Annotated in this window: 2 protein-coding genes; both read right to left on the bottom strand. The window is 63.9% G+C overall.

Going from position 1 to position 2,417, the window contains the following annotated elements; genetic code table 11:
* Positions 1–316 precede the first annotated feature (316 nt).
* Positions 317–1,459, bottom strand: a complete 1,143-nt coding sequence (locus tag BLP96_RS19685) for an IS91 family transposase (protein ID WP_089689229.1) — start codon at positions 1,457–1,459, stop codon at positions 317–319.
* The gene (locus BLP96_RS19680; protein ID WP_089689228.1) at positions 1,452–2,309 is read right to left on the bottom strand and encodes a tyrosine-type recombinase/integrase; all 858 of its coding nucleotides are present in this window, start codon (positions 2,307–2,309) and stop codon (positions 1,452–1,454) included. The genes BLP96_RS19685 and BLP96_RS19680 overlap by 8 nt, the downstream gene beginning before the upstream one ends.
* Positions 2,310–2,417 lie beyond the last annotated feature (108 nt).

Below are 2,417 nucleotides of genomic sequence, written 5' to 3'. Positions count from 1 at the left end.
TAACTGTTCAGCATTTTTTCGCCGTGCGAAGCATGGCGGATAAATGCCTGTTGGACTAAGCCGCCCGTCAGGCTACGACGCCGCTTCTATAGGGTTTTGTATTGGCCGGAGCGTGACCGGAGGCATCCGGTCGCGAGGGTACGGACCTGTGATGCCGCGTCCGGGCCGTGAGATTGGCCATGTTTTCACCCCTTTCCGAACCCAATTCAACCCAACCTAGCGCGTCTATGGGGCAAAATCCATCCGCGGAACGAGCGCCACCGCGGCCCGCAAGCGAGCCGGTTCGCCGAGTCCGTTGTGTGGGGGTGGCGTTAGGTCATGTTCGATACCGTTGCGTCCTGTGGTTGTCGAGTCGGGATCGTCGGGGGCTGAGTGTCCCGATCACCCGCAGGGTCGGTTGTCGGCAATGCGGGCAGGTGTAGGTCGGTGCCGAGTCGCTGGCGGCGGTATCGGCATCCGCTGTCGCGTCGATAACGGTCAGCGCCTGACGGATCTGGGCCAGACGTCGTCGTCGGCAACGATTGGCCAAAAAGCCATAGTGACGGACCCGCATCAGCCCCTTGGGCAATATATGGAGCAGGAAGCGGCGCACGAACTCCTCGCCATCCAGGACGAGCGGCTTGTGTCGGTCACGGTCGCGATAGTCCTTGACGCGCAGGGTGACCTGGTGATCGTCCACGGCGAGGATGCGGGCGTTGCTGATGGCGATCCGGCGCGTGTAGCGCGCCAGGTAGCGCACCACCGTATCGGTGTGTTCGAGACAGTCTTTGCTGTAGACCACCCACTCGGTGGCCATCAGGGTGTTGAGTTGGTCATCGACGTCACCGGGCCGAGTGACCCGGTGGAGTTCACCCGCAGTGGCGGCCTGGCGCAGGGCGCTGACCATATACCCACGATAGTGGCGCGACAGGGCTCGCACCGGGAACAGGTAGTGGCCACGCGCCCCATGCCAGCGACCATCGTCGTCCAAGGCACCGCCAGGGACCAGGCAGTGCAGGTGCACATGCTGGCTCAGATTCTGGCCCCAGGTATGGAGCACGGCACTCATGCCCATCTCGCCGCCGAGGCGTTTGGGATCGCGACCGAAGGCACGCAGCGTCTGCCAGGCGCTCTGGAACAGCAGTCGGTGGATCACCTCGGGATGCAGCTGAACCCAGCCGTTGAGGCGGTGGGGCAGCGTGAACACGACATGGTAATAGCGCACCGGCAGAAGGTTCGCCTGTTGCCGCTCGGCCCACTGGTGCATGGCGCGGCCCTGGCACTGCGGGCAATGGCGATCACGACAGCCGAAGTAGTGCGGCTGGGTGTGGTCGCAGTCCGTACATTGCAGGAGCATCCCGCCCATCGCCTCGGTACGACACGCCAGCAGGTGGCCACATACCCGTTGGCGCTGGCGATCCAGGCCGGCCGGATCAAGAAAGCGCGACAGGGCCTGTTGGAGGGTGGCGGTTTCAGTCATGGGCCACCTCCAAGCCGGCCACCAGATCGATAGGGCCCTGACTCGCTCCCTGCTGGCCCGGCAACCAGTGCAGGTAACGCATCGTCGACTGGATGCTGCGATGGCCCAGCAGCCGCTGGAGCTGATGCACGGGCAGGCCCTGTTCCAGGGCATGCGTGGCGTAGGCATGGCGCAGGCTGTGGATGCCACCGACCCGCTCGACACCGGCCAGGCGCTTGGCCCGGGTAAAGGCCCTCTGTGGCGCACTCAGATGCAGCGCACGCTCCGGGAATTGGGCGCTCGGAAACAGCCAGGTTCGCGGTCGATAGGCGCGCCAGTAATCGCGCAAGCGATCGAGCAGGGTAGCCGTTAACAGCACCATACGGTCTTTGGCACCCTTGCCCTGCGCGACACGCAGCTGGCCGCGCTGGCTGTCGATGTCGCTGACCCGCAGGTGGCAGACCTCGCTCACGCGCAGTCCGCAGCCATAGCACAGTTCGAGCATCATGCGATGCTTGGCGTTGTGGCACGCCGCCAGAATCCGCCTCACCTCGTCGCGCGTCAGCAGTTCCGGAATCCGCTGCGGCGTCTTCGGCACCACCGGCGATACGTCCACCGACGGCCAGTGCAACACCTGCAAATAGAGGAACCGCACGCCGTGCAAGTAGACGCGGCAGCTGGCGGCGGACAAGCCGCGCTCCTGGACCAGATGATTGAAGAAGCGTTGCAGATCGTCGCTGCTCAAGGTGTCCGGCGGGCGGTGGAAATAGCGCGCCAGGTCGGTGATCACCGTCAGGTACGTAGTGTGGGTGCGTGGTGCGAAGCCATGCTGCCGCATGGCCTCGATCATCGTCTGTCGTAAGGCAGTCATCGCCATCACTCCTGTTCTCTGACCCACGTGGGTCAAAAAACAGTGTGGTTCGATGACGCAAAAGACAGGATGCGACGACAGCTACCGCGAAGCGGTTTAGTTCAACAG

Source organism: Billgrantia gudaonensis, from assembly GCF_900100195.1.
GTDB lineage: Bacteria > Pseudomonadota > Gammaproteobacteria > Pseudomonadales > Halomonadaceae > Halomonas > Halomonas gudaonensis.
This window is presented reverse-complemented; position numbering and strand designations above follow the sequence as displayed.